Source organism: Pseudomonas sp. SWRI179, from assembly GCF_014268705.1.
GTDB lineage: Bacteria > Pseudomonadota > Gammaproteobacteria > Pseudomonadales > Pseudomonadaceae > Aquipseudomonas > Aquipseudomonas zanjanensis.
On record NZ_JABWRA010000009.1, the window covers coordinates 38,693 to 64,414 of the forward strand.

The 25,722-nt window shown below is 62.9% G+C and carries 19 protein-coding genes; 5 read left to right on the forward strand and 14 right to left on the reverse strand.

What is annotated here, in order from left to right:
• Positions 1 to 29 precede the first annotated feature (29 nt).
• Together HU767_RS07250 and HU767_RS07255 are read left to right on the forward strand one after the other, a co-directional pair.
• Positions 30 to 1,247, forward strand: a complete 1,218-nt coding sequence (locus tag HU767_RS07250; RefSeq protein WP_186729020.1) for an amino acid deaminase — start codon at positions 30 to 32, stop codon at positions 1,245 to 1,247.
• 153 nt (positions 1,248 to 1,400) lie between these two features.
• Positions 1,401 to 2,318 carry a sugar kinase gene (locus HU767_RS07255; protein ID WP_186706693.1) on the forward strand — a complete coding sequence of 306 codons (918 nt, stop codon included), beginning with the start codon at positions 1,401 to 1,403 and terminating at the stop codon, positions 2,316 to 2,318.
• Between the two features lie 146 nt (positions 2,319 to 2,464).
• Here HU767_RS07255 and HU767_RS07260 read toward each other — a convergent pair whose 3' ends face one another.
• Positions 2,465 to 2,740 (reverse strand): peptidylprolyl isomerase, encoded by a 276-nt coding sequence (locus tag HU767_RS07260; protein ID WP_003182808.1) that lies wholly within the window; start codon positions 2,738 to 2,740, stop codon positions 2,465 to 2,467.
• A gap of 48 nt (positions 2,741 to 2,788) precedes the next feature.
• The gene (locus HU767_RS07265) at positions 2,789 to 5,326 is read right to left on the reverse strand and encodes a PAS domain-containing protein (protein ID WP_186729029.1); all 2,538 of its coding nucleotides are present in this window, start codon (positions 5,324 to 5,326) and stop codon (positions 2,789 to 2,791) included.
• Between the two features lie 132 nt (positions 5,327 to 5,458).
• Here HU767_RS07265 and HU767_RS07270 point away from each other — a divergent pair, with 132 nt between their 5' ends.
• Positions 5,459 to 6,577, forward strand: coding sequence for a PilT/PilU family type 4a pilus ATPase (locus HU767_RS07270; RefSeq protein ID WP_186706695.1), 1,119 nt, complete (start codon positions 5,459 to 5,461; stop codon positions 6,575 to 6,577).
• 271 nt (positions 6,578 to 6,848) lie between these two features.
• Here the strand turns inward: HU767_RS07270 and HU767_RS07275 are convergent, their stop codons facing one another.
• The 10 genes from HU767_RS07275 to HU767_RS07320 all read right to left on the reverse strand — a co-directional run bounded on the left by HU767_RS07275 (position 6,849) and on the right by HU767_RS07320 (position 20,076).
• Positions 6,849 to 8,804 (reverse strand): acetoacetate--CoA ligase, encoded by a 1,956-nt coding sequence (locus HU767_RS07275; RefSeq protein WP_186729031.1) that lies wholly within the window; start codon positions 8,802 to 8,804, stop codon positions 6,849 to 6,851.
• A 227-nt stretch (positions 8,805 to 9,031) separates the two neighbouring features.
• Entirely contained in the window at positions 9,032 to 9,808 is a 777-nt protein-coding gene (locus HU767_RS07280) for a 3-hydroxybutyrate dehydrogenase (protein WP_186729033.1), read from the reverse strand.
• An 8-nt stretch (positions 9,809 to 9,816) separates the two neighbouring features.
• Complete coding sequence (locus tag HU767_RS07285) at positions 9,817 to 11,208, reverse strand: GntP family permease (protein ID WP_186706698.1); 1,392 nt, start codon at positions 11,206 to 11,208, stop codon at positions 9,817 to 9,819.
• 300 nt (positions 11,209 to 11,508) lie between these two features.
• Positions 11,509 to 12,924 carry a sigma 54-interacting transcriptional regulator gene (locus tag HU767_RS07290; protein WP_186729035.1) on the reverse strand — a complete coding sequence of 472 codons (1,416 nt, stop codon included), beginning with the start codon at positions 12,922 to 12,924 and terminating at the stop codon, positions 11,509 to 11,511.
• Positions 12,925 to 13,068: 144 nt separating this feature from the next.
• On the reverse strand, positions 13,069 to 14,649 hold the full coding sequence (locus HU767_RS07295) for an ABC transporter ATP-binding protein (RefSeq protein WP_186729133.1): 1,581 nt from the start codon (positions 14,647 to 14,649) through the stop codon (positions 13,069 to 13,071).
• A gap of 25 nt (positions 14,650 to 14,674) precedes the next feature.
• Entirely contained in the window at positions 14,675 to 15,697 is a 1,023-nt protein-coding gene (locus HU767_RS07300) for an ABC transporter permease (protein ID WP_186729037.1), read from the reverse strand.
• Positions 15,697 to 16,755 (reverse strand): microcin C ABC transporter permease YejB, encoded by a 1,059-nt coding sequence (locus HU767_RS07305; protein WP_186729046.1) that lies wholly within the window; start codon positions 16,753 to 16,755, stop codon positions 15,697 to 15,699. Before HU767_RS07305 ends, HU767_RS07300 begins: the two co-directional genes overlap by 1 nt.
• Positions 16,755 to 18,623: an extracellular solute-binding protein gene (locus HU767_RS07310; RefSeq protein ID WP_186710433.1), complete on the reverse strand. Its 1,869-nt coding sequence runs from the start codon at positions 18,621 to 18,623 to the stop codon at positions 16,755 to 16,757. The genes HU767_RS07305 and HU767_RS07310 overlap by 1 nt, the downstream gene beginning before the upstream one ends.
• A 204-nt stretch (positions 18,624 to 18,827) precedes the next feature.
• Positions 18,828 to 19,109 carry a peptidylprolyl isomerase gene (locus HU767_RS07315; RefSeq protein WP_186710432.1) on the reverse strand — a complete coding sequence of 94 codons (282 nt, stop codon included), beginning with the start codon at positions 19,107 to 19,109 and terminating at the stop codon, positions 18,828 to 18,830.
• A gap of 97 nt (positions 19,110 to 19,206) precedes the next feature.
• The gene (locus HU767_RS07320) at positions 19,207 to 20,076 is read right to left on the reverse strand and encodes a triacylglycerol lipase (protein WP_186729048.1); all 870 of its coding nucleotides are present in this window, start codon (positions 20,074 to 20,076) and stop codon (positions 19,207 to 19,209) included.
• Positions 20,077 to 20,436: 360 nt separating this feature from the next.
• On the opposite strand from HU767_RS07320, the gene HU767_RS07325 reads away from it, so the two are divergent.
• A complete protein-coding gene (locus HU767_RS07325; RefSeq protein ID WP_189674291.1) occupies positions 20,437 to 21,462 on the forward strand; it encodes a hypothetical protein in 1,026 nt (341 codons plus the stop codon).
• A 436-nt stretch (positions 21,463 to 21,898) separates the two neighbouring features.
• Here the strand turns inward: HU767_RS07325 and HU767_RS07330 are convergent, their stop codons facing one another.
• Together HU767_RS07330 and HU767_RS07335 are read right to left on the reverse strand one after the other, a co-directional pair.
• Positions 21,899 to 22,510 carry a glutathione S-transferase gene (locus HU767_RS07330; protein WP_186729050.1) on the reverse strand — a complete coding sequence of 204 codons (612 nt, stop codon included), beginning with the start codon at positions 22,508 to 22,510 and terminating at the stop codon, positions 21,899 to 21,901.
• Between the two features lie 29 nt (positions 22,511 to 22,539).
• The gene (locus HU767_RS07335) at positions 22,540 to 23,463 is read right to left on the reverse strand and encodes a MurR/RpiR family transcriptional regulator (protein ID WP_003202885.1); all 924 of its coding nucleotides are present in this window, start codon (positions 23,461 to 23,463) and stop codon (positions 22,540 to 22,542) included.
• 311 nt (positions 23,464 to 23,774) lie between these two features.
• On the opposite strand from HU767_RS07335, the gene iolC reads away from it, so the two are divergent.
• Positions 23,775 to 25,712 (forward strand): 5-dehydro-2-deoxygluconokinase, encoded by a 1,938-nt coding sequence (iolC, locus tag HU767_RS07340; RefSeq protein WP_186729052.1) that lies wholly within the window; start codon positions 23,775 to 23,777, stop codon positions 25,710 to 25,712.
• The last annotated feature ends 10 nt before the right edge of the window (positions 25,713 to 25,722 follow it).

Genomic DNA, 25,722 nt, shown 5'->3' on the forward strand with positions numbered 1-25,722 from the left:
ACTAGCGGCCGTGCGCGAGGAGTTCGAACATGTCATCTGCCATCCTTAATGTCGGCGTCGAGAAGGGCGCTGCCACCGTCGGCGCCCACCTGCTGCGGGACGTCAGCCTGCCAGCGCTGGTGCTGCACCGCGCGGCCCTGGAGCACAATATCCGCTGGATGCAGGATTTCGTCACCCGCAGCGGTGCCGAACTGGCGCCCCACGGCAAGACCAGCATGACCCCCGCGTTGTTTCGCCGACAGTTGGAGGCCGGCGCCTGGGGCCTGACCCTCGCCACCGCCGTGCAGACCCGTGCCGCCTACGCCCACGGCGTGCGTCGAGTGTTGATGGCCAACCAATTGGTGGGCACGCCAAACATGGCGCTGATTGCCGATCTGCTCGCCGACCCGGCGTTCGAATTCCATTGCCTGGTGGATCATCCAGACAACGTCGCTGACCTGGGCGCTTACTTCGCTTCTCGCGGCGTGCGGCTCAATGTGATGATCGAGTACGGTGTGGTCGGTGGTCGGTGTGGCTGCCGGACCGAAGCCGAGGTGTTGGCCCTGGCCGAGGCGATCCGCAGTCAACCGGCGCTGGCGTTGATCGGTATCGAAGGCTACGAAGGGGTGATCCACGGCGACCACGCCATCAGCGGCATCCGCGCGTTCGCAGCCTCCTTGGTACGGCTGGCGGTGCAGTTACAGGACGGCGGTGCCTTTGCCATCGACAAACCAATCATCACCGCCTCGGGGTCGGCCTGGTACGACCTGATCGCCGAATCCTTCGAAGCCCAGAATGCCCACGGGCGGTTCCTCAGCGTGCTGCGACCCGGCAGCTACGTGGCCCATGACCATGGCATCTACAAAGAGGCCCAGTGCTGCGTGCTGGAGCGCCGCAGCGACCTGCACGAAGGCCTGCACCCGGCCCTGGAGGTCTGGGCCCATGTGCAATCGCTGCCGGAGCCGGGCTTCGCGGTGATCGCCCTGGGCAAGCGCGACGTCGCCTACGACGCCGGGTTACCGGTGCCGCTCAAGCGCTACACGCCCGGATCGGACGCGGTGGTGGGGGACGATGTCAGCGCTTGCAAGGTGACGGCGGTAATGGACCAGCATGCGTTCATGAGCGTGGCGTCGGGGGTTGAGCTGCGTGTGGGCGACATCATTTCGTTTGGGACTTCCCACCCGTGCCTGACGTTCGATAAGTGGCGAGTGGGATGCCTGGTGGATGAGCAACTGAGGGTGGTCGAGGCTATGGAGACTTGTTTCTGAGGCTTGAGACCGAGTCGCGCCCTTCGCGAGCAGGCTCGCTCCCACAGGGGACCTTTGGTGTCACAAATTTTGTGTTCACAACCCCCTAAGTGTGGGAGCGAGCCTGCTCGCGAAGACGGCCTGTAAAACACCGCTGAAATATCAGGAACATCCATGAGCAACCCCACACCCCGCATCGCCCTGATCGGCGAATGCATGATCGAACTGCAACAACGCGCCGACGGCAGCTTGCTGCAAAGCTTCGGCGGCGACACCCTGAACACCGCCGTGTACCTGTCCCGCGCCTTGGGCGACAGGGGGGCGGTGGATTACGTCACCGCCCTGGGCGACGACAGTTTCAGCGATGCCATGTGTGAGCGCTGGGCCGAAGAAAACATCGGGTTGCAAAGGGTTCAACGCTTGCCTGGACGCCTGCCGGGTCTGTATTGCATCCAGACCGATGCGGCGGGTGAGCGGCGATTCCTCTACTGGCGCAACGAAGCGGCGGTGCGCGAGTGTTTTACCACCCCGGCCGCCGCCCCGATCCTGGCCGCGTTGCCGGATTACGATGTGCTGTATTTCAGCGGCGTCACCCTGGCGGTGCTCGGGGAGCAGGGGCGGCGCAAACTCATTGAGGCCCTGATCGAGGCACGGCGCCGCGGCGCCCAGGTGGTGTTCGATAACAACTACCGACCACGGCTCTGGGCCTCGGTCGAGGCGGCGCGCCTGGCGTATCGCAGCGTACTGCCTTACGTGGAGCTGGCGCTGTTGACCGTGGATGACGAACAGGCGCTGTTCGGCCATGTCGATGACGAGGCGGTATTCGCTGCGTATGCGCAATTGGGCACGCCGGAAGTGGTGCTCAAGCGCGGTGCGGAGGCCTGTTTGATTCGTTGCGATGGGCAATCTTATGAAGTGCCTGCCGTGCGGGTAGAGCGTGTTGTCGACACCACGGCGGCGGGAGATTCCTTCAGCGCCGCCTACCTGGCGAACCGCTTGCTGGGCGGCAGCCCGGTGGAAGCGGCCGAGGCGGGGCATCGGTTGGCGAGCCGGGTGATCCAGGTGCCGGGGGCGTTGATTCCCAAGGACTGACATCTCCTTGGAATCAGGTTATGCCTTTGTGGCGAGGGAGCTTGCTCCCGCTCGGCTGCGCAGCAGTCGCAAAAACGGGCCTGCTGCGCAGGCCAGCGGGAGCAAGCTCCCTCGCCACAAAGGCCGGTTCGCAGCCCTGAATCACTTTAATCCCGGTAGAACACCTGCACCAGGTGATACCCGAACTTGCTCTTGATCGGCCCGTGCACCACCCGCAGTGGCTTCTTGAAAATCACCGCATCGATCACCCCGACCATCTGCCCCGGACGTACTTCGCCCAGGTCACCGCCGCGCTTGCCCGAGGGACAGGTGGAGTATTTCTTGGCCAGCACATCGAAAGCTTCGCCCTTGGCGATGCGTTGCTTGAGCTGTTCGGCTTCTTCGGCGGTTTTCACCAGGATATGGCGGGCTTGGGCTTTCATTGCAGCGGTGACCTGAAGGGTGCGACGGGGCGGCGATTATGCCTCAAGTCAGCCGCCATGGTTGATCATCGTCCGAATCTTGTTGGCCAACAGATCGAGGGTGAAGGGCTTGGCGACCATGTCCATGCCCTGTTCGAGGAACCCTTGGCGTTCGGCGGCTTTCTGCGCGTAGCCGGTCATGAACAGCACTTTTAGCCCCGGGCGGTGCTGGCGGGCGATTTCCGCCAGTTGCCGGCCATTCATGCCCGGCAGCCCGACGTCGGTCACCAACAGGTCGATGCGTTGCTCCGATTCCAGCAGGGGCAGTGCCATCATGGCGTCCTGGGCCTCGAGTGCGGTGTAGCCCAAGGTCTTCAACAGGTCGAGCACCAGCATGCGCACGGCGGGTTCGTCTTCCACCAGCAGTACGGTTTCCCCAGCGATGGCCGGTGGTGCCTCGACCGCCTCCGGCGTGGCGGGTTGTTGGGGCGGCGCAACGTGCAGGCGCGGCAGGTACAACTGCACTCGCGTGCCTTGGCCCGGCACGCTGTCCAGGTTGAGGTGGCCACCGGACTGTTGGGCAAACCCGTAGATCATCGACAAGCCCAGGCCGGTGCCCTGGCCGATGGGCTTGGTGGTGAAGAACGGGTCGAAGGCCTTGGCCAGCACGGCGGGGGTCATGCCGCTGCCGTTGTCGCTGACGGCGATCATCACGTAGTCGCCGGCCTTGACCGGCTCCAGGGTATTGATGTCCGTGCCGTCGAGATAGACATTGGCGGTTTCGACGATCAATTCGCCGCCCTCGGGCATCGCATCGCGGGCGTTGATCACCAGGTTGAGCAGGGCGTTTTCCAGCTGGCTGGCGTCGGTGCTGACCGGCCACAGCTCATTGGCCAGTTGCAGGCGCAGCACGATGTGATCGCCGGTGGTCCGGCTCAGCAGGTCTTCGAGCGAGCGCACCAGCTCGTTGGCGTCCAGCGGCTTGCGGTCCAGGGATTGGCGACGGGAAAACGCCAGCAACCGATGGGTCAGGGCCGCGGCGCGGTTGGCCGAGGACACCGCCGCTTCGGTGAAGCGGCCGATCTCGGCGGCACGGCCAGCGGCGATGTAGCGTTGCATCAGGTCGAGGCTGCCGAGAATGCCGGTCAGCATGTTGTTGAAGTCATGGGCAATGCCGCCAGTGAGCTGGCCCACGGCTTCCATTTTCTGCGCATGGCGCAAGGCTTCTTCGGCGCGCTCGCGTTCGAACATCTCGCTCTGCAGCCGGTGGTTGGCCTCGGCCAGTTGCTGGGTTCGAGCGATGACCCGTTCCTCCAGCGTTTCGTTGAGGTTGCGCAGGGCTTCCTCGGTTTTCCGACTCTCGGTTTCGTCGATCACAAAGATGTAGAAGCCGTTCACCGCACCGTCCGCGCCGTGGCGCGGCAGGTAGTTGATCAAGGAATGGCGCGGGCGACCGTCGCGATGATCCGACTGCACGGCAAAGCTGCACGGCTTGCCGGCCAGGGCGTCGGCAATCTGTTGGGCGCGGGCGGCATAGGCCTCATCGCCGAGCACTTCGCGGATGGTCTTGCCGTAGAGCTCCTGCGGAGTCATGCCGTACCAGTCCAGGTAGGCGCTGTTGTTCAGCCGGAAACGCTCCTCGCGGTCCACGTAGCTGATGAGGATCGGCATGGCGTTGATGATCAGTTGCAGCTCGGTCTGGCTCTGGCGCAAGGCCTGCTCGGTGCGCTTGCGTTCGGTCAGGTCCAGGGCCGCGCCCAGGAAACGCTTGGGCCGGCCGTGGCGGTCCTTGTAGCAGCGGCCGCGCACATACACCCAGCGCAACTCATTATCGGGCTGCAGCAGCCGGTACTCCTCGGCGTATTCGGTGCCGTGGGTGATGCAGTGCTTGATGCTGCGGGCAACCATCGCCCGGTCTTCGGGATGCACGCCTTCAAGATAGGCGCTGATGGGCAATTGTCGCGACAGGTCCGGATCGACGCCATGCAACAGGGCGAAATGCGCGTCGGCAATAAAGCGGTCCTCGCTGATGTCCCAATCCCAGGTGCCCAGCGCATCGGCGGCGGCCAGGGCCAGTTGCAGGCGCTCTTCGCTTTCGTGCTGGGCCTTGAGGCTGGCCTCGGAACGCCGCTCGAACTCCATGGCCAGGCGGCGTCGCTCGCTGGTCTCGATGGCGGTGACCAGAATGCCGGCGACACTGCCGCGTTCGTCACGCACCGGGCTGTAGGTCAGGTCCAGCCAGACATCGCAGAGACGGCCGGCGAAGGGCACGCGCCATCGCTGATCCCGGCAAGTGTGGGTCTGGCCTTGTAACACCCGCTGATAAATTCCTTCGGTCGTGCCTTTGAGTTCGGGCCAGGCTGCATGGGTTGGCTGGCCAAATGCCCGAGGGTGTTTGTCACCAGCCAGTCGGCCGAAGGCGTCGTTGTAGAGGTGGGACAGCTGCGCGCCCCACAGCAAGGCCATGGGCATAGGCGAATGGAGCACGATGTCCACGGCGGTGCGCAGGCTCTGCGGCCAGTCCCGGGCGGTGCCCAACGGGGTCTGGGCCCAGTCCACCTGGCTGACCAGGCGTTGTGTATCGCTGCCGGCGGGTGTCGCGTTCATCACGCACTCCCTGCCTGTCGTGTCTGTACCACGGCGTCTACTATCCTTTGAGGAAGGTAAGTGCGAGTGGGGCTGAAAGATTTCATGTTCGGCTCAGCTTGTTTCATTGATGTCTCGCGGAAGTTTCAGTCCATGGAAATCGATCCGTTGTTGCGAATCCTGGCGAGCCAGAATGGTTCCGACCTTTACATGTCCACGGGTGCGCCGCCATGCGCGCGTTTCGAAGGGGTGCTCAAGCCCTTGGCTAACGAGGCCTTCAAGGTCGGCGACATTGCCCGTCTCGCCGAGTCTTTGATGGACGCCGAACAGCGCCTTGAGTTCGATCGGGAACTGGAAATGAACCTGGCGATCTCCCTGGCGGGCGTCGGGCGGTTCCGGGTCAATATCTTCAAGCAGCGCAACGACGTGTCCATGGTGATCCGCAACGTCAAGCTGGATATCCCGCGCTTCGAAGACCTGAAACTGCCCCGGGTGTTGTTGGACACCATCATGCAGAAACAGGGCTTGATGCTGTTCGTCGGTGCGACAGGCTCGGGCAAGTCGACCTCCCTCGCGGCGCTGATCGATTACCGCAATCGCAACAGCAGCGGTCACATCATCACCATCGAGGATCCGGTGGAGTACATCCATCGGCACAAGAAATCCATCATCAACCAACGGGAAGTCGGTGTCGACACCCGCAGTTTTCATGCCGCCCTGAAGAACACGTTGCGCCAGGCACCGGATGTTGTGCTGATCGGCGAGATCCGCGATCGGGAAACCATGGAGCATGCCCTGGCTTTCGCCGACACCGGGCACCTGGTGATTTCCACCTTGCATGCCCATAACGCCAACCAGGCCTTGGACCGGGTGATCAATTTCTTCCCGGAAGAACGCCGGCCGCAGTTGCTGCATGATCTGGGCAACAACCTCAAGGCTTTTGTTTCCCAGCGTCTGGTGCGCACCCGCACCGGCCAGCGGCGGGCGGCGGTGGAGGTGATGCTGGGTTCACCGACGGTGGCCGACCTGATCCGGCGCAACGAACTTGGTGAGCTCAAGGGGATCATGGAGAAGTCAGAGGAACTGGGCATGCAGACTTTTGACCAGGCGCTGTTCAACCTGGTAGTCGAAGGGGCCATCGATGAGGAAGAAGCGCTGAAAAATGCCGACTCGGCGAACAACCTGCGATTGCGTTTGAAGCTGCACAGCGAGTCGGGCGCGGCTGCGCCACCGGCCGATCCGTCGGCGGGTGAGTGGGGGTTGATGGATTGATCAGGTGATTGTGCACCGCGGGCAATCTCGCTTTTCTGATGCTCAGAGACTGACTATTCCAGGCAAACACTCACCTTGTGGCGAGGGAGCTTGCTCCCGCTCGGCGGCGCAGCCGTCGTAAAACGGCTTGCGCGGTCTATTGGAGTGATCGAGGCGACCCAATGGGGGCCGCTTCGCAGCCCAGCGGGAGCAAGCTCCCTCGCCACAGTGGCCCGCGTTTCACCGGAGATCCATTGTGGGAGCGAGCTTGCTCGCGATGAGGCCCTGACGGTCAGCTCGCCAGCTCAGGCCGACCGCGAAACTGCTCCAGCGCCCCGGGATTGGCCAAGGCATCGGTGTTCTTTACCGCCTCCCCATGCACCACGTTGCGCACCGCCAACTCCACTACCTTGCCGCTGATGGTCCGCGGAATATCAGTGACGGCGAGGATCTTCGCCGGCACATGCCGTGGTGTGGTGTTGGCCCGGATGACCTGGCGAATCCGTTGTTCCAAGGCCTCATCCAGCATCACGCCATCACGCAGGCGCACGAACAGGACCACCCGGACATCACCCTGCCATTGTTGGCCGATGGCGACGCTGTCCAGCACCTGCTCGACCTTTTCCACCTGCCGGTAGATTTCCGCCGTGCCGATGCGCACACCGCCCGGGTTGAGCACGGCGTCGGAGCGTCCATGGATCAACAGGCCGCCGTGGGGCAGTTCCTCGGCGTAGTCACCTTGGGCCCATACCCCGGGGAACTGGGCGAAGTAGGACGCGCGAAGTTTTTCCTGCCGAGGGTCGTTCCACAAACCAATGGGCATCGCCGGGAAATGCCGGGTGCACACCAACTCACCTTTTTCACCGATGACCGGCGTGCCGGCCTCGTTCCAGACCTGCACGGCCATGCCCAGGCTCTTGCCCTGCATCTCGCCCCGGCGGACCGCTGACAGCGGGTTGCCGTTGACGAAGCACGACACAATGTCGGTGCCGCCGGACATCGAGGCCAGGCAGATGTCGGGCTTGAGGTCCCGGTACACGTAGTCGTAGCTATGGGGCGCCAGTGCCGAGCCGGTGGACAGGAGGGTTTTCAGGCTGTCCAAGCGGTGCGTCTGCCGTGGCTTGAGGCCCTCGCTTTCCAGGGTCGCGAGGAATTTGGGGCTGGTGCCGAACACGCTGATGCGCTGCTGATCGATCAGGTCCAGCAAGCGCGCGGGGCCGGGGTGGAACGGCGAACCATCGTAGAGCACCACTGCGCTGCCCACGGCGAGGGCCGACACCAGCCAGTTCCACATCATCCAGCCGCAGGTCGTGTAGTAGAACAGCCGATCCTCGGGGCCGAGGCCGACGTGCAGGCCATGTTCCTTGACGTGTTGCAGCAGCACGCCGCCGGTGCCATGGACGATGCACTTCGGCACGCCGGTGGTGCCGCTGGAATACAGGATGTACAGCGGGTGGTCGAACGGGACGCTGACGAACTCCGGTTCGCCGCCGCTTTGGTAAAAGTCGTTCCACAACGCGACGGCAGCCGAGGTCTTGAAGTCTTCGACGCGGGCGTCAGGCTGGGCATAAGGCAACACGATCAATTGCTGCAATGATGGCAATCGTTCAAGGATCTCGTTGATCTTGGGCCGTTGGTCGATGGTTTTCCCGGCATAGCGATAACCCGCGCACGTGATCAACACCTTGGGCTCGATCTGGCCGAAGCGGTCGATGACGCCCTGGGTGCCAAAATCCGGCGATGAGCACGACCAGATGGCGCCCAGGCTGGTGCTGGCGAGCATTCCCACCAACGTCTGCCAAGTGTTGGGCATGCAGGCGGCGACCCTGTCGCCCCGGGTCACGCCGGCCGCTTGCAGGCTTTTTTGCAGGCCGGCGACCTGGGCGGCGAGTTCGGCCCAGGTCAGGTATTCCTCGTCGCCGTTTTCGGCCAGCGCTACCACGGCGAGGGCGTCATCGCGGCGGCGCAGCAGGTGTTCGGCGAAGTTCAGCGTGGCGCCCGGGAACCACTGGGCGCTGGGCATTTGCACGCCCTCCACCAGTACCGCGTCGGGGGCTTGGTGAAAGCGAATCTCGAAGAAATCGACGATGGCCTGCCAGAAGGCCTCGCGCTGGTCGATGCTCCAGGCGTGCAGGGCAGGGTAGTCGTTCAGTTGCAACTGATGCCGCGCGTTGGCGAACCGGCGAAAGGCGTCCATGCGTGACTGGGCGATGCGTTCGGGGCTGGGTTGCCAGAGGATGTCGGACATGGGGTGCCTCTTGTTTTTTCGGGCTTATAAGCATTGCAGCACAAGGCGCACTTTGTGGCGAGGGAGCAAGCGGTGAAACGGTGCTTCCTGTAGCCAGGTTGCTTCTGTGGCGAGGGAGCTTGCTCCCGCTGGGCTGCGAAGCAGACCCAATAAGCGGCCGCTGCGCAGCCGAGCGGGAGCAAGCTCCCTCGCCACAAAGAGCGCTTTCACCACACAAGGTTGCGTATCTATTGCGCCAACCACCCACCATCGATATTCCACGCCGCGCCCCGCACCTGGCTGCCGGCTTCACTGCACAGGAACAACACCAGTTCCCCCAGTTGCGGCGGGGTGACGAATTCCAGGGACGGCTGTTTCTCGGCCAGCAGGTCATGCTGTGCCTGTTGCGGGTCGACGCCCGTGGCAATGCGATCATCGATCTGTTTTTGCACCAGCGGCGTCAGCACCCAGCCCGGGCAAATGGCGTTGCAGGTCACGTTGCTGGTGGCGGTTTCCAGGCCGACCACCTTGGTCAGGCCGATCACCCCGTGCTTGGCCGCGACATACGCCGCCTTGCCCACCGAACCGACCTGGCCATGTACCGAAGCGATATTGACGATCCGTCCCCAGCCCTTGGCCCGCATGCCCGGCAGGCTCAGGCGGGTGGCGTGGAACACCGAGGACAGGTTGATGGCGATGATCGAATCCCAGCGCTCCACGGGGAAATCCTCCACGGCGGCCACGTGCTGGATCCCGGCGTTGTTCACCAGGATGTCGACGCCACCGAACTCACGCTCGGCGTAGGCGAGCATGTCGGCGATCTGTGCCGGGTCGCTGACGTCGGCCGGGTGATGGCCGACCTTGCCGCCGAACTGTTTCACCTCGGCGATCACCGTCGAGGCATCGCCGAAGCCGTTGAGGATCAGGTTGGCGCCGGCCTTGGCCAGGCTCAGGGCGATGCCCTGGCCGATGCCGCTGGTGGAGCCGGTGACCAGGGCGGTCTTGCCCGAAAGAGGGGTTGTCATGGGGAACCTCACACAATGCCAGTGGCGTAGAACACACCGATCACGAAGAACACCGCGAGGGTCTTGATCAGCGTAATGCAGAAAATGTCTTTATAGGCTTCGCGATGGGTCAGCCCGGTCACTGCCAGCAGGGTTATCACCGCGCCGTTGTGGGGCAGGGTGTCCATGCCGCCGCTGGCCATGGCGGCCACCCGGTGCAGCACTTCCAGAGGGATGTTGGCGGCGTGGGCGGCGCTGATGAAGGTCTCGGACATCGCCGCCAAGGCGATGCTCATGCCGCCCGAGGCGGAGCCGGTGATGCCCGCCAGCAGCGTGACGGTCACCGCTTCGTTGACCAATGGGTTGGGAATGCTCTTGAGCCAGTCGGCCAGTACCAGGAAGCCGGGCAAGGACGCGATGACGGCGCCGAAGCCGTATTCCGACGCGGTGTTCATCGCCGCCAGCAACGCACCGCCCACCGCGCTCTTGCTGCCTTCGGCCAGTTTGCTGCGAATGGCCCGGAAGCCGAACAGCAGGACCATGATAATGCCCACCAGCAACGCCGCCTGCACCGCCCAGATCGCGGTGAGCTTGGCGATGTCGCTGGTCACCGGGGCGCTCATGCCCGGCAGCGCCAGGCTGTGGGTCTTGCCATACCATTGGGGAATCCACTGGGTGAACAGCAGGTTCATGACCCCCACCGCCAGCAGCGGTGAAACGGCAATCCACGGGTTCGGCAGCTGGATGTCTTCGGCGGTTTCCGGCTCGTTGCGCAGCTCGGTGCCGTAGCCTTCGCCCTCGCGTTGGGCCTTGTTGCGTTGGCGTTGCAAGAACAGCATGCCAAGGCTGAACACGAAGATCGTACCGATCACCCCCAGCCACGGTGCGGCCCAGGCGGTGGTGTTGAAGAACGTGCTGGGGATGATGTTCTGGATCTGCGGCGTGCCGGGCAGGGCGTCCATGGTGAACGAGAACGCGCCGAGGGCGATGGTGGCCGGGATGAGCCGCTTGGGAATGTTGCTCTGGCGGAACATCTCGGCGGCGAACGGGTACACCGCGAACACCACGACGAACAGCGACACGCCGCCGTAGGTCAGCACGGCGCAGACCAGCACGATCACCAGCATGGCTTGGCGCGTCCCCAGCAAGCGAATCGCCGCGGCGACGATGGAACGGGAGAACCCCGACAACTCAATCAGCTTGCCGAATACCGCACCGAGCAGGAACACCGGGAAGTAGAGCTTGATGAAGCCGACCATTTTCTCCATGAACACCCCGGTGAAGGCAGGGGCGACGGCGGACGGGTCGGTGAGCAGGACGGCACCGAGGGCGGCGATGGGGGCGAAGAGGATAACGCTGTAGCCACGGTAGGCGGCGACCATCAGCAGCGTGAGAGCTGCCAAGGCAATGATCACACTCATGGTGTGTCTCCTGGATTGTTATTGTTGTGGTGAAGCGGTGGCGGGGCTATAGCGAGTTTTGTGCCAGATGCGTAACCGGCTGAAATATAAGGAAATTGTTTGATTTTGTGGAGGTGGTCTGGAGATTTAGTCTCTGTTTTGAGATTTTCGGAGCTGTGCGGGCCTCATCGCGAGCAGGCTCGCTCCCACAGTTGACCGCGTTGAACAGGAGAAACGCTGTCCCCATGTGGGAGCGAGCCTGCTCGCGATGAGCGCGAAGCGCTCCAAAACAGGAGTCTAAATATAGAGATATGAGTCTCTTTATTGAGACTCGGCAATCCCCAACGCCACCATCTTCTTGTACAGCGTCGACCTTCCCAGCCCCAACCGCTCGGCCGCTTCGACCACCTTGCCCCCGCATTGCGCGAGGGTGGTTTCGATCAATTGCCGGTCGAAGCGCGCCCGGGCCTGACTGAAGGTTTCATGGGGCAGGGGTTCAATGCTCACGTCCGCTGGCCGCGCCACCGGCGTGAAAGTTCCGATGGCCGCGCGGATGTCCGTTGCCGTGAGTACCAGGTCATCGCTGAGCAGTGCGGCCCGTTCCAGCACATTGCGCAGCTCGCGGATGTTGCCCGGCCAGGCGTGTTGCCGCAGCAGGTCGAGGGCGGCGGGGTTCAGTTCGTGCTGGCTGCGCAGCTCTTCCAGGATCGCTTCGCTCAAGGCCGGCAAGTCATCCAGGCGCTCGCGCAGCGGCGGCACCTGGATCGGCAGCACGTTGAGGCGGTAATACAGGTCGGCGCGAAACTCTCCACGCTTGATCGCCGCTTCCAGGTCCATAGAGGTGGCGGCGATCACCCGCACGTCGCTTTGCAGCACCTCGTTGGAGCCCACCGGCTCGTATTCCTTTTCCTGGAGCACCCGCAGCAGTTTGCTTTGCAGCGGCAACGGCATGTCGCCGATTTCGTCGAGGAACAGCGTGCCGCCTTGGGCAATCTGCAGCTTGCCGGCGCGGCCCTTGCGGTCGGCCCCGGTAAAGGCCCCCGGCGCGGTGCCGAAGAACTCGGCTTCCAGCAGCGATTCAGGAATCGCTGCACTGTTGATGCTGACGAACGGCTTGTGTGCCCGCGGCGAAGCGCTGTGGATGGCCTGGGCCAGCAGCTCTTTGCCGGTGCCGGTTTCGCCGAGCAGCAGCACCGGCGAATCGGCGCTGGCGCTGCGCCGGGCACGACGCTTGACCTCAAGGCCGGCGCTGCTGGTGCCAATGAAATGGGCAAAGTTGTACTTGGTTTGCCGCGCCCGCAGCAGCGAACGGGTGGAGGCCAGCTCTTCTTGCATGCTCAGGTAACGCTTGAGCATCGGCGACAGGCTGCGCAATTCATCGAACAAGGCAAAACCGATGGCGCCGATCACCGCACCCGCGCTGTCGTGGATCGGCAGGCGCATCACCACCAGCGGCTCCTTGGGGGTGTCCTGCATGTCCAGCAGGATCGGCCGCCCGGTGCGCACCACTTCCCGCAACAGGCTGCTGGGGATCACGCTCTCACACGCCCGGCCAATCGCTTCCTGCGCCGAGTTCAGGCCGAAACGACGGGCGTAGCGCTCGTTCATCCAGACGATATTCGCGTCACGGTCGACAATCACCGTGCCTTCGCTGGACTGCTCGATGATCTCGAACAACGAACGGATCGCCAGCGTGCGCACGCGCTTGTAATCCTTGAGGCTTTCGGTGGGGTTCATGCTAGTTCCAGAATGTGTGGGTTCTGTTCGGGCCTCTTCGCGAGCAGGCTCGCTCCCACATTGGATCTTCGGTGTGCTGAAGATCCAATGTGGGAGCGAGCCTGCTCGCGAAGGCCGCGACGCGGTCCAACGGCATGACGCCGATTATGCCCACCCCGGATGCGCCGCCGCCAACAACTCCTTGGTATAGGGATGCTGGGGCGAGTCGAACACGTCATGGCTGGCGCCTTGCTCGACCACCTTGCCATCCTTGATCACGATCATGTCGTGGGCCAGGGCGCGGACCACCGCCAGGTCATGGCTGATGAACAGGTAGGTCAGGCCGTGCTTTTCCTGGAGCTGGCGCAGCAGGGCGACCACTTGTTTCTGCACGGTGCGGTCCAGGGCCGAGGTCGGTTCGTCCAGCAGGATCAGGGCCGGCTTGAGCACCAGGGCCCGGGCGATGGCGATGCGTTGGCGCTGGCCACCGGAAAACTCATGGGGGTAGCGGTGGCGGCTCTGTGGGTCGAGTCCGACTTCCTTGAGGGCCTGGATCACCTGCGCCTCACACGCCTCGGCGCTGGACGGGCTGTGGACTTCGAGGCCTTCGCTGATGATCTGTTGCACCGACATGCGCGGGCTGAGGCTGCCGAACGGGTCCTGGAACACCACCTGCATCTTTTTGCGCCACGGCCGCAGGGCCTTGTGGGATAACTGTTCAAGGGCATGGCCCTGAAAGTGGATGCTGCCTTCGGATTCGATCAGCCGCAGGATCGCCTGGCCCAGGGTGGACTTGCCGGAACCGGATTCGCCGACGATGCCCAGGGTCTTGCCGCGCTGGATGCTCAGGCTGATGCCGTCCACGGCGCGCAAGTATTCCTTGCGTCGGAACAGCCCACCGCCCAAGGCAAAACTCACCCGCAGGTCCCGCACCTGCAACACGTCTTCGCGTTCGTCCCGGGGCAGGGCCTCGCCTTCCGGTTCGGCGTGCAGCAGCTCGCAGCTGTAGGGATGTTTCGGTGCGCTGAACAGGGTTTCGCAGGGTGCCTGCTCGACGATTTCCCCGGCCTTCATCACGCACACCCGCTGGGCGATGCTGCGCACCAGGTTGAGGTCGTGGCTGATCAGCAGCAAGGACATGCCGAGCCGTTGCTGCAAGGACTTGAGCAGCAGCAGGATCTTGCGCTGCACGGTCACGTCCAGCGCCGTGGTCGGTTCGTCGGCAATCAACAGCTCCGGCTCGCAGGCCAGGGCCATGGCGATCATCACCCGTTGCCGCTGGCCGCCGGACAGTTGATGAGGGTAGGCCTTGAGCCGCTCGGCGGGTTTCTGGATGCCCACCAGGGCCAGCAGTTCGAGGATGCGCTGGCGCGCCGCCTTGCCGCCCAGGCCCCGGTGCAGCATCAGGGTTTCACCGATCTGCTTTTCGACGCTGTGCAGTGGGTTCAGCGAGGTCATCGGTTCCTGGAAGATCATGGCGATGCGGTTGCCGCGCAACTCCCGCAGGGTCTTGGCCTCGGCCCCCAGCAGTTCCTGGCCACGGTAGCGAATGCTGCCGGTGGTGCGAGTGCCGGTCTCGGGCAGCAATTGCAGAATCGAATGGGCCGTCACCGACTTGCCGGAGCCTGATTCGCCCACCAGGGCCAGGCATTCGCCGGGGCGGATGCCCAGGCACAGGTTGCGCACCACCGTCTGGTCGTTGAAGGCCACGCTCAGGTCGCGGATTTCGATCAGGTTGTCGCTCATCTCAAGGTTCCGCTTCATGGCTGTTTCAAGATCGTGGATCAAAGGCGTCGCGCAACGCCTCGCCGATAAATACCAGCAGGGAAAGAATCAGCGCCAGGGTGAAAAATGCCGTCAACCCCAGCCACGGCGCTTGCAGGTTCTGCTTGCCCTGGGCGATCAACTCGCCCAGCGATGCGCTGCCGGCTGGCATGCCGAAGCCGAGGAAATCCAGGGCGGTGAGGGTGGAGATCGCCCCGGTGAGGATAAAGGGCAGGTAGCTCAGGGTGGCGTTCATCGCATTGGGCAGGATATGCCGCACGATCACCTTGCGGTCGGACAGGCCCAGGGCCCTGGCGGCCTTGACGTACTCAAGGTTGCGCCCACGCAGGAACTCGGCGCGGACCACGTCCACCAGCGCCAGCCAGGAAAACAGCGCCATGATTCCCAACAGCCACCAGAAATTCGGCTCGACGAAGCCGGACAGGATGATCAACAAGTAGAGCACCGGCAGCCCGGACCAGACTTCCAGCAAGCGCTGTCCGAGCAGATCCACCCAGCCGCCGTAATAGCCCTGCAACGCACCGGCGGCGATGCCGATCAACGCGCTGATGGTGGTCAGGGCCAGGGCGAACAGGATCGACACCCGCGCGCCGAAGATCACCCGGGCCAGCACGTCCCGGGACTGGTCATCGGTGCCCAGCCAGTTCACCGCCGAGGGCGGGCTCGGAGCCGGCTGGTTGAGGTCGTAATTGGGCGTGTCGTCGCTGAACGGGATCGGTGGAAACCACAGCCAGCCGCCGTTCTTGTGGATCAGGTTCTGCACATAGCTGCTGCGGTAGTCGGCCTGGAACGGCAGCTGCCCACCAAACTCCTGTTCGGTATGGCGCTTGAACACCGGGAAATACAGCGAGCCCTGGTAGCTGACCACCAGCGGTTTGTCATTGGCGATCAACTCGCCGCCCAGGCTCAGGATGAACAGGCCGATGAACAGCCACAATGACCACCAGCCCCGGCGGTTTTTCTTGAAACGTTCGAAACGTCGGCGGCCCAAGGGGGAAAGCTTGAACATCAGGCGTTCCTCGCGGCGAAGTCGATGCGCGGATCCACCAAGGTGTAGCAGAGGTCGCCGATGAGTTTGATCAGCAGGCCGAACAGCGTAAAGATGAACAGCGAGCCGAACACCACCGGATAATCCCGCGACACGGCGGCCTCGTAGCTCATGCGTCCCAGGCCGTCGAGGGAAAAGATCACTTCGATCAGCAAGGAACCGGCGAAGAACACGCTGATAAAGGCTTGGGGAATGCCCGAGACTACCAACAGCATCGCATTGCGAAACACGTGGCCGTACAGCACCCGGCGTTCGCTCATGCCCTTGGCTCGCGCGGTGACCACGTACTGGCGGGTGATTTCATTGAGGAACGAGTTCTTGGTCAGGATCGTCAGCGTGGCGAAGCCGCCGATCACCAGGGAGGTGACCGGCAGCACCAGGTGCCAGAAGTAATCGGCGATCTTGCCCAGCGTCGACAGCGACTCGAAGTTGTCCGACACCAGCCCGCGCACCGGAAACCAGTTCAATGAGGTGCCGCCGGCAAACATCACGATCAGGAACATCGCGAAAAGAAACGCCGGCATGGCGTAGCCGATGATGATCGCCGTGCTGCTCCACACATCGAATGCCGAGCCGTGGCGCACGGCCTTGCGAATGCCCAGGGGGATCGACACCAGGTAGGTGATCAAGGTCGCCCAGAGCCCAAGGGAGATGGTCACCGGCATTTTTTCCAGGATCAGGTCGGTGACCGTGGCGCCGCGGAAGAAGCTCTTGCCGAAGTCGAGGCGGGCGTAGCTGCCGAGCATCAGCCACAGGCGCTCATGGGCCGGCTTATCGAAGCCGTATTGTTTTTCGATGTCCTTGATCAACTGCGGGTCGAGGCCGCGACTGGCTCGGGAGCTGCCGGTCATCTCACCGCCCGAGCTGCCGACGCTGCCGCCGCCGATGCCTTGCAGGTGGGCGATGGCCTGTTCCACCGGGCCGCCGGGCGCGGCCTGCACGATGACGAAGTTCACCAGCAGGATGATCACCAGGGTGGGAATGATCAGCAGCATGCGCCGCGCGATATAAGCCCACATCAATGCGGCCCTCCGGGTGTGCCGCGCCTGAGGCGTTCGGCGCGCATCTGCTCGTTGGTCAGCGGTGTGGTGCTCACTTCCCACCAGCTTTCGATGGCTTCGTCATTGCTGGCCTGGACCTTTGGCATGCCGAAGCGGTTCCACCACACGGTGGAGCTGCCCGGCGGGTAATAGTTGGGGATCCAGTAGTAATTCCATTGCAACACCCGGTCCAGGGCGTGGGCATGGTGCAGCATGTCGGCTTTGGTCGTGGCCTTGACCAGGCCGTCGATCAGGGCATCCACCGCCGGGTTCTGCAGGGCCATGTAGTTGTTGGCCCCCGGGTCGTTGGCCGCCGCCGAGCCAAAGTAGTTGTAGAGTTCCAGACCCGGCGAGGTGCTGACCGGGTAGCCGGTGATGATCATGTCGTAGTCACGGCTCATCAGGCGATTGACGTATTGGGACGCGTCGATGCGCCGGATGCTCATGTCGATGCCAATCTGCGCCAGGGTTCGTTTATAGGGCAGCAACAGACGATCCAGACCGTTCTGGCTGTTCAGGAACGTGAAGCTCAGCGGTTTACCCTCGGCGTTCACCAGGCGGTCGCCCTCGGGTTTCCAGCCGGCCTGTTCCAACAAGGCCAGGGCTTGCAGTTGTTTGTCGCGGATCACGCCGCTGCCATCGGTTTTCGGGGCCTGGAAGACCTGGGTGAAGACTTCGTCGGGAATCTGCCCGCGCAACGGCTCGAGAATCGCCAGCTCGCCGGCGTCCGGCAGTTTGCGGGCGGCGAGGTCGGTGTTGGAGAAAAAACTCTGCTGACGCACATAAAGGTTGCGCATCATCTGGCGGTTGCTCCATTCGAAATCCCAGAGCATCGCCAAGGCTTGGCGCACGCGGCGATCCTGGAATTGCGGTTTTTGCAGGTTGAAGACAAAACCCTGGGCGGTCTGGGGCGCCTCTTTGGCCAGGTGGGCCTTTTGCAGGCGCCCGTCCTGCAGGGCCGGGCCGTCATAGCCGATGGAATAGCCGGTGGCGGAAAATTCGCGGTTGTAGTCATAGGCGCCGCCGCGCAGCACCTGGCGGGCGACGTCGGTGTCGCCGAAATATTCGATGCTGAAATGGTCGAAATTGTAGAGCCCGCGACTGACCGGCAAGTCCTTGCCCCACCAATCGGCGTTGCGTTCGAAGGTAATGCTGCGCCCGGAATCGACCTTGCTCACCCGGTACGGGCCACTGCCCAGTGGGGCCTCGTAGCCGCCGCCGTTGGCGAAATCGCGGGTCTTCCACCAGTGTTCGGGAAAGACCGGCAGGGTGGCGACGTCCAGGGGCAGCGTGCGGCTTTCGTTGTTCTTGAAGTTGAAGCGCACGGTGCGCGCGTCCTCGACCACGACGTCCTTGACCGCCGCGAACTGGGTGCGATAGCGCAGGCTGCCTTGGGTCATCAGCAGCTCGAAGCTATAGCGCACATCCTCGGCTGTGATGGGCTTGCCATCGGCGAAGCGGGCCTTGGGGTTCAGGTAGAAGCGCAGGGACAGGCCATCGTCGGCACGCTCCATCTTCTGCGCCACCAGGCCATAAACGGTATAGGGCTCGTCCAGCGAGCGCTGGGCCAGTGGTGAATACAGCATCCCGTCGATCTGGCTGACGCCGATGCCTTTGTCGATGTAGGGCAGGATGTGGTCGAAGTGGCCGATCTCGATGGCCGAGCGGCGCATGGTCCCACCTTTGGGGGCCTGGGGATTGGCGTAGGCGAAGTGGCCGAAGCCTTCGGCATATTTGGCGGGTTCGCCATAGACGGTCAGGGCATGTTGCGGTGCTGCATCGACGCCTGGGGCGCCTGTGAGCAGGACTGCGGCAGTCAATAGCAGTGAAGAAAACGCCAGTCGCATTGTCAGCCTTAAAGCCGGGTGAACGTTGACATGATTTGTACGCGAGCAGCGGCTGAATCGCCAGCCCTTGTGGCGAGGGAGCTTGCTCCCGCTCGGGTGCGCAGCAGCCGCCAATGGTTGGGCCCGCTTCGCAGTCCAGCGGGAGCAAGCTCCCTCGCCACAATGAATCACATCACCCTTGAGTGAAGGGGCTCTGTACCGGAATCAATCCTGGCGGCTGGTGACTTCCAGCAAGTGGTAGCCGAACTGGGTCTTGACCGGGCCCTGGACCGTATTGATCGGCGCGCTGAACACCACGGTGTCGAATTCCTTGACCATCTGGCCCGGGCCGAACGAACCCAGGTCGCCGCCCTGACGGCTGGATGGGCAGGAAGAGTTGGCCTTGGCGATTTCGGCGAAATCGGCGCCGGCTTCGATCTGGGCCTTGAGTTCGTTGCACTTGTCTTCGCTGGAAACCAGGATGTGGCGGGCAGTGGCTTTGGCCATGGGGCAAAATTCCTTTCAATGTATTTAAAGGTGTTGAGCCTACCGGATTCATCGACGGGGTGTTGTCAAAATTGCGTCAAAACCTTGGGCCCGGCGATCAAAGGCCGGCTTTGCGCAGGCGCTCGGCGTGGCTCAGGTAAAGCTCTGCGGGGTCTGTTCCCGAGCATGCCTTGCCGCTTCCAGGGTTGATGGCCTCCATGTGGTCCATGGGGTAGTCGGAGCGAATGACCCTGCCCAAGTGCGAACTGAAACGCCCGACCAGGCCGTCGTTCTGCCCGGCTTCGGTGATGAAGTATTCGGAAAAGGCGCGGCAGAAAGCCTGCAAAGGCGCCTGTTCTGTACCCATCGGTTCTTGCAACGTGCCGCTCCATGAGTAGTAGCGCACGCCATTGACCCGCTCCGGTCCGTTCCCGCCCCAGTGCTTCGGCAGGCCCTGGGGGTATTTGTCATTGAAGGCACCAACGCCCTCTGTGGTCATAGCCGCCAGCGCGGCGACGGCGGCCGGCGATAGCTGCGCCTGGCCGTCCAGCAACGAGATGAAGTCAGCGAACAGCGTGGCGACACCCCGTGCCACATGCCCAGGCAGTCGTCCGGGGGTAAGGGCCTTGCGCAGGAAGTCGGCCAGTTCGGAGCCATGGTTGGGGCCGCTGACCGAGGTGACTGAGGCCACTTTGTCAGGTGCCAGCGCGGCGGCATACCGGGCGGCCAGCGCGCCCTGGCTGTGGCCGATCAGGTTGACCCGAGTAGTACCGGTGCCGGCCAGGACCCGATCGATCTGCGCCAGCAATTGTTCGCCTCTGCCCTCGTTGGAGTGGGTGGCCGACAAGTACGGGATGAACACCCGGGCACCGCCTGCGCGTAGGGCCTGTTTGATGCCATGGAAAAGTTCGAAGCCGCCGATCTTGTCAAACCCGAACAACCCATGGACCAGCAGGATGGGAAATTGAGTGGTTGCATTCCGTTGCATGTTCGTACCTTTTTCGAAGAGGTTCACCTTGAATTTGCGACTTCACTCTAATGCAGGCTCATCCTGTGTGGTGTAGGAAGGAACCGCCCTGATCCAGGGAAATCGGAATAAAAAAAGTGGGAATAGTGGGAGGTAACCCGGTGGCGCTCAAAGGTGTAGGAGACCTCCGATAACCATTGTCGTTTGCAGCTACAGGTGCGAGCGCCAAGGACTCACTCCCGCTGTCGCCTTGTCTGGCTGTGGGTTCGCCGCGGGCGGGTTCTAATGGCTCCACCAGGCGCCGTTATCGGAACGGTGCCTTCGTCCAAGGACTGGAGCCTGCACATGATCACCTATCCATCGCTTCAACGAACCCGTTCAATGTCCGAAACCAGGTTGCCGCCACCGGTCCTGGCGGCGGCCAGGGACGGGGTGATCAACCCCGCCTGGCGCAAGGCTGTGATTACCGTCAAGCCGTATCCCATGATGACGTGCGGGGATGAGGTGCTGCTGCGTTGGCACGGCCTCAACAACGATGGCGAACCCTACCGGCATGAAGTGGCCGGGTTCGTCACCGAACGGCAAGTGGGGCGAGACGTCGTGTTCGTCGTACGCGAACCGCATATCGCCGAGCTGGACGGTGGCTCGCTGGAAATCTCCTACCAAGTGACGGGCAAACGGTTGCCGGGCACGCTGGCTTCGGAACACCTGCAACTGGGGATCGGCGATGCAGCGCCGCAACTGCTGCCCGTCATTGCCAACGATGCGGTGGGTAGCAGTCTCGATCCGAGCCGGGTGCCTGAAGGTACCTGGGTGAGCATTCGGCCCTACGCCAGGATGGCGGTCGGCGATCGCTTGATCCTGACGGCCAGCAAGGATTCCAACGTGCTGTGGCGCGATGTGCTGGACATAGAAGCCCACGCGGTGGGGCGTAAGGTATCGCTCTGGATCGATCATTCGTTGATCGCTCCCCATGAAGGGCACGACCTGGCCTTGGTCTATGTGGTCCGGCACGGGCATTCGGTGCGTCGTGCCGAGCCTTTGTCGCTGCACATCGGTCCGCTGCTGCGTCCTGCGCTGAAGGCGCTCCAGATTCTAGAAATGAACGCCGGATGGCTGGAGGTCGACGCCCTGCAAGAAGGGGTGACGATTGTCATCGATGACCCCGGGCTTGAGGCGGGAGAGTGGGTCTGGTTGCAGTGCAATGGCAACTCCGCTTATGTGCTTGAACGCGAAATCACCGAGGCCACGGCAGGTCAATCGCTCAAGTTTGAGATTCCTGCCAGTTATTGGCAGGAACAGCGCGACAGGTCAGTGAGCGTGTTTTATCAGGTCGAGCGTCTGGATGACGTCAGCCAGCGGTCCGAGTGGGTGACGGTCCAGGTCCGCTCCCGCGCGCCAGGCTGACTCAAGGCGTGCGCCGCCTTTGTGGGAGCGAGTTGACCATTAGTCCGGCAGTCGCCCAGGACCAGTTGTGGGAGCGGGCTTGCTCGCGAAGGCGGTCTATCTGTGACGATGATGTTGAATGTGCCACCGTCTTCGCGAGCAGGCTCGCTCCCACAGGGATTTGAGTTGACCACAAGGCCGGCAGTCCCCAGGACCAGTGGTGGGAGCGGGCTTGCTCGCGAAGGCGGTCTATCTGAGACGATGATGTTGAATGTGCCACCGTCTTCGCGAGCAGGCTCGCTCCCACAGGGATTTGAGTTGACCACCAGGCCGGCAGTCCCCAGGACCAGTGGTGGGAGCGGGCGGGCTCGCGCAGGCGGTCGATCTGAGACGATGTTGTTGAATGTGCCACCGTCTTCGCGAGCAAGCCCGCTCCCACAGAAGTTGCGCTCGTTCGCTATTCCATCGGCGTGCTGACAAACGCCTCCAGCCCTTCGGCATAGGCGGTGAACGCGCTGATCGACGGGAATGACTTACCCTGCACCTGGTCCGGTACCACCAGGTGGGTGAAGCTCCAGGCCACCGCCACGGTAATACCGGCCTGATCGAGTGTGCCATCGGTGACCAGTGGCTGTTTCCCCAGTTCCTGCTCTAGCAAGTCATAGGCTGCCGCCAGTTGGCCTTCCACGCGTTCAACCCAGGGGGCGTGTTGGATTTCCGTCGGGCGCAGGTTGCGTTCGTAGTAGATCTGCACCGATTTCTCGCACGCCGCCAGGGCCAGGCCAATCAGGCGCAGGGAGCGCAGCCGCTGCCCACTGTCGACCGGCATCAGGCTTTTACCCGGCGCGGCCAAGGCCTCGAGATAGTCGATGATCAACGTCGAGTCCATCAGCACGTTGCCATCGTCCAACACCAGGGTCGGAGCCTTGACCACCGGGTTGATGCGCTGGAACTGGTCGAAATGCCTGAACACCGAAACGGATTCGTGTTCCAGGGCAACCCCCAGGCACTTGGCGGAAATAGCGACGCGTCGCACATAGGGCGAGTCCAGCATGCCGATCAGTTTCATGACATCTCCTTCAGAAAGTCTTGTGGGTGTTAATCCTCGAACCCGACCTGTTCATGGATTTCATCGACCTTGAGTTCCAACCGGTAAGCCACGGCGATGAACAACGCCTGGCACAGGCACAACGTGGCGCTCAGCGAACGGAAGGCGAACGAGCTGCCTTCGTTCACCAGCAGCACCGCATTGGCCCGCTTGGCCAGGGGCGAGAGGTTGCTGTCGGTGATGATCAGGGTCTTGGCCTGGTGATGCTGGGCGATGCGCAGGCAGTGCTGGGTTTCCTTGCCGTAGGGCGTGAAGCTGATGGCGATGACCAGGTCGTTGGCCCTCACACTGCGCATCTGCTCGCGGTAACTGCCCCCCAAGCCGGACACCAGGTGAATGCGCTTGTTGGTGTGTTGCAGGTTGTAGACCAGGTAGTCGGCAACCGCGAACGAACGGCGTACACCCACCACATAGATGTTGTCGGCGTTGACCACCAGGTCCACGGCCTTTTCGAACGCCTGGTCGTCCAGCTCCAACCCCAGGCGCTCGATGCCCGACAAGGTTGCGTTGACGCATTCGCGGGCCAGGTCGCCACCGCTGGCCTTCTGCGACTTGTTGGCGATCATGCTGCGGATGCGCTGCTGGTAGTTCTGCACCGGGGTGGTCTTGTGGGTGTAGGCCTCGCGAAACAACGCCTGCATTTCGCTGAACCCGCTGAAGCCGAAGCGCTGGGAAAACCGGACGATGGCCGAGGGGTGCACTTCGCATTCCCGGGCGATGTCGCTGATGCGATCCACCATGATCCGGTCACTCTGCTGGCTCATGTAGCTGGCGATGCGTTTGAGCTGGCGCGGCAGGCTTTCGTATTCGTCGGTGATCAGTTGCAACAGGCGCTCGGCATTGATCGGTGGGCTCGGGAGGGCGGGTTCGGACGCGCTCTCGGACGGCGCCGGCAGATCATCGGGGCGGGTCATAGGAAATCCTTCTGGCTTGTTCTTATAGGGCGGCCCAAAAAAGACCGGCCCTCGACAATAGGTTGGCTGGTCGCAGTCTACAGCGTAGGCGCAGGGAAAATCATGGGCGGACAAATGTTGCAGCAGTGCTGAAACGATGCACTGTGCCTGGTTCGCTTGGGTCATAGCGTATTGGAAAAAATATTCCACGTAAAAAATTTATAGAATAATTATTGATTCTTGCCTGCGGCTCGTTTTAGTCTGCATTCACCAACAGCGTTGGCGCCGGTGTCGGCGACAAGCGCAGGCTGATAAAAATAACAGGAGCCAGCATGGGCCAGACTCGTTTTGCCAGTGGGCGTCAATTGGATGTGATCTGCCTGGGACGCCTGGGCGTCGACCTCTATGCGCAGCAAGTCGGCGCGCGCCTGGAAGATGTTTCGAGCTTCGCCAAGTACCTGGGCGGTTCCTCTGCCAACATCGCGTTCGGCACGGCGCGCCTGGGGCTTCGGTCGGCGATGCTGAGCCGGGTCGGGGACGACCACATGGGGCGTTTCCTGGTGGAGTCCCTGGCCCGCGAAGGCTGCGATGTCAGCGGCATCAAGGTCGATCCCGAGCGCCTGACGGCCATGGTCCTGCTGGGGATCAAGGACCGGGAAACCTTCCCTCTGGTGTTCTACCGGGAAAATTGCGCGGACATGGCGCTGCGCGCCGAAGACATCGACGAAACCTTCATTGCCTCCAGCAAGGCCCTGCTGATCACCGGCACGCATTTCTCCACCGATGGCGTCTACCAGGCCAGTATCCAGGCGCTGGACTATGCGCAAAAGCACCAGGTCAAGCGCGTCCTCGACATCGACTATCGGCCGGTGCTCTGGGGCCTGGCGGCCAAGGCTGACGGAGAAACCCGGTTTGTCGCCGACCAGAAGGTCAGCCAGCACGTGCAAGGCATCCTGCCGCGTTTCGACCTGATCGTTGGCACCGAAGAAGAATTCCTCATCGCCGGCGGCAGCGAAGACCTGCTGACCGCGCTGCGCACCGTACGCTCGCTGACGGCGGCGACCTTGGTGGTCAAGCTCGGCCCCCAGGGCTGCACGGTGATCCATGGCGCTATCCCGGCCCGGCTCGAAGACGGTGCGATTTACCCAGGTGTTCGCGTCGAAGTCTTGAACGTACTGGGCGCCGGTGATGCGTTCATGTCGGGCTTTCTTGCCGGCTGGCTGGAAGATGCCAGCGATGAACGCTGCTGTCAGTTGGCCAATGCCTGTGGCGGCCTGGTGGTGTCGCGCCATGCCTGCGCCCCGGCGATGCCGACCCGGGCCGAGCTCGACTATTTATTCCAGAGCCCGGTGCCGATCACCCGGCCCGACCAGGATGTCGTGTTGCAACGGCTGCACCAGGTCAGCGTACCCCGCAAGGCTTGGAAACAGTTGTTCATCTTTGCCTTCGACCATCGCGGACAATTGGTGGAACTGGCCCAGAAGGGCGGTCGCGAGTTGAGCAGCATCGGCGAACTCAAGCAGTTGTTTATCCAGGCCGTGGCGCGGGTCGAGGCCGACCTGCGGCGCCAGGGCATCGAGGCTGACGTCGGTCTGCTGGCCGACCAGCGCTTCGGCCAGGATTCGCTGAACGCTGCCACCGGGCGCGGCTGGTGGGTGGCGCGGCCGGTGGAGGTGCAAGGTTCGCGGCCGCTGGCCTTCGAACATGGGCGTTCCATTGGCAGCAACCTGATCGCTTGGCCACAGGAGCAGATCATCAAGTGCCTGGTGCAATTTCACCCTGACGACGAACCGCTGCTGCGCCTGGAGCAAGAGGCGCAGTTGATGGGGTTGTACAAGGCCTCCCAGGCCAGCGGCCATGAATTGCTGCTGGAAATCATACCGCCCAAGGATCACCCATCACCGCACCCGGACGTGCTCTATCGTGCCCTCAAGCGCCTCTACAACCTGGGTATCTTCCCGGCGTGGTGGAAGATCGAGGCCCAGGGCGCGCAGGAATGGCAGCAGCTCGACGAGCTGATCCAACAGCGCGACCCGTATTGCCGTGGCGTGGTCCTGCTGGGCCTCAATGCCCCGGCCGCCGCGTTGGCCGAAGGCTTTCGCCAGGCCCGTCGGAGCACCACCTGCCGTGGGTTTGCCGTGGGCCGTACGATCTTCCAGGAGCCGAGCCGGGCCTGGCTGGCCGGGGAAATCGACGACGAAACGCTGATCCGGGATGTGCAGGGCAGGTTTGTGGAATTGATCGAGGCGTGGCGCAGTGCTCGTGCTTGATGAGTTAACG

Coding starts and splice junctions, on each gene's coding strand:
- HU767_RS07250 (WP_186729020.1), top strand. CDS start 30: ATGTCATCTGCCATCCTTAATGTCGGCGTCGAGAAGGGCGCTGCCACC.
- HU767_RS07255 (WP_186706693.1), top strand. CDS start 1,401: ATGAGCAACCCCACACCCCGCATCGCCCTGATCGGCGAATGCATGATC.
- HU767_RS07260 (WP_003182808.1), bottom strand. CDS start 2,740: ATGAAAGCCCAAGCCCGCCATATCCTGGTGAAAACCGCCGAAGAAGCC.
- HU767_RS07265 (WP_186729029.1), bottom strand. CDS start 5,326: ATGAACGCGACACCCGCCGGCAGCGATACACAACGCCTGGTCAGCCAG.
- HU767_RS07270 (WP_186706695.1), top strand. CDS start 5,459: ATGGAAATCGATCCGTTGTTGCGAATCCTGGCGAGCCAGAATGGTTCC.
- HU767_RS07275 (WP_186729031.1), bottom strand. CDS start 8,804: ATGTCCGACATCCTCTGGCAACCCAGCCCCGAACGCATCGCCCAGTCA.
- HU767_RS07280 (WP_186729033.1), bottom strand. CDS start 9,808: ATGACAACCCCTCTTTCGGGCAAGACCGCCCTGGTCACCGGCTCCACC.
- HU767_RS07285 (WP_186706698.1), bottom strand. CDS start 11,208: ATGAGTGTGATCATTGCCTTGGCAGCTCTCACGCTGCTGATGGTCGCC.
- HU767_RS07290 (WP_186729035.1), bottom strand. CDS start 12,924: ATGAACCCCACCGAAAGCCTCAAGGATTACAAGCGCGTGCGCACGCTG.
- HU767_RS07295 (WP_186729133.1), bottom strand. CDS start 14,649: ATGAGCGACAACCTGATCGAAATCCGCGACCTGAGCGTGGCCTTCAAC.
- HU767_RS07300 (WP_186729037.1), bottom strand. CDS start 15,697: ATGTTCAAGCTTTCCCCCTTGGGCCGCCGACGTTTCGAACGTTTCAAG.
- HU767_RS07305 (WP_186729046.1), bottom strand. CDS start 16,755: ATGTGGGCTTATATCGCGCGGCGCATGCTGCTGATCATTCCCACCCTG.
- HU767_RS07310 (WP_186710433.1), bottom strand. CDS start 18,623: ATGCGACTGGCGTTTTCTTCACTGCTATTGACTGCCGCAGTCCTGCTC.
- HU767_RS07315 (WP_186710432.1), bottom strand. CDS start 19,109: ATGGCCAAAGCCACTGCCCGCCACATCCTGGTTTCCAGCGAAGACAAG.
- HU767_RS07320 (WP_186729048.1), bottom strand. CDS start 20,076: ATGCAACGGAATGCAACCACTCAATTTCCCATCCTGCTGGTCCATGGG.
- HU767_RS07325 (WP_189674291.1), top strand. CDS start 20,437: ATGTCCGAAACCAGGTTGCCGCCACCGGTCCTGGCGGCGGCCAGGGAC.
- HU767_RS07330 (WP_186729050.1), bottom strand. CDS start 22,510: ATGAAACTGATCGGCATGCTGGACTCGCCCTATGTGCGACGCGTCGCT.
- HU767_RS07335 (WP_003202885.1), bottom strand. CDS start 23,463: ATGACCCGCCCCGATGATCTGCCGGCGCCGTCCGAGAGCGCGTCCGAA.
- iolC (WP_186729052.1), top strand. CDS start 23,775: ATGGGCCAGACTCGTTTTGCCAGTGGGCGTCAATTGGATGTGATCTGC.